Source organism: Variovorax sp. WDL1 (assembly GCF_001541225.1).
In the GTDB taxonomy this organism is placed as follows: Bacteria; Pseudomonadota; Gammaproteobacteria; order Burkholderiales; family Burkholderiaceae_C; genus Variovorax.
The window spans coordinates 1-438 of the sequence record NZ_LMTS01000002.1; the positions used below are offsets into that span (position 1 = coordinate 1).

Consider the following 438-nt stretch of genomic DNA (forward strand, 5'->3'; position numbering starts at 1 on the left):
CCGCGTGCACCTGCACGATCGGGTTTACGCGCGTGCCCTGAGGACGCTGCCGGCGGCGGTGATGGTGCCGGGTGCGGGCACGGGCATGTCATTTGGCGATGTTGTCGTGGCACTGCCGTTGCCGCCGCTGCTGCCCATGCCGTCGCCGGTGTCCGGCACCGCCGGGCCGGAGGTCCCGGTGCCACCGGTGCCTGCAGCCGTGTTCGCTTGCGCGGGTGTTGTCTCCGGCACCGGCTCGGCGCCGATCACGCCACCGGCCGTGTTGCTCAGGATCGGTGCGGTCACCGTCAAGCCGACACCACCGGTCTGGCGCAACGTGCCGCCGCGGTTGTCGATGTCGCTGCCGCTGGCGAGCTGAAGGCTCTGCGCTTCCAGTGTGCCGCCGGTATTGCCCAGCACCCCCTGGGTGGCGATCTTGAGCTCGCCGCCGCTCGTGAT

General features: G+C 71.0%; 1 protein-coding gene. It reads right to left on the reverse strand.

Annotated features, from left to right (window positions below; genetic code table 11):
* Positions 1–24 precede the first annotated feature (24 nt).
* Positions 25–438 (reverse strand): hypothetical protein (locus APY03_RS00015; RefSeq protein WP_443082789.1); only part of this gene is annotated, 414 nt, incomplete at its 5' end.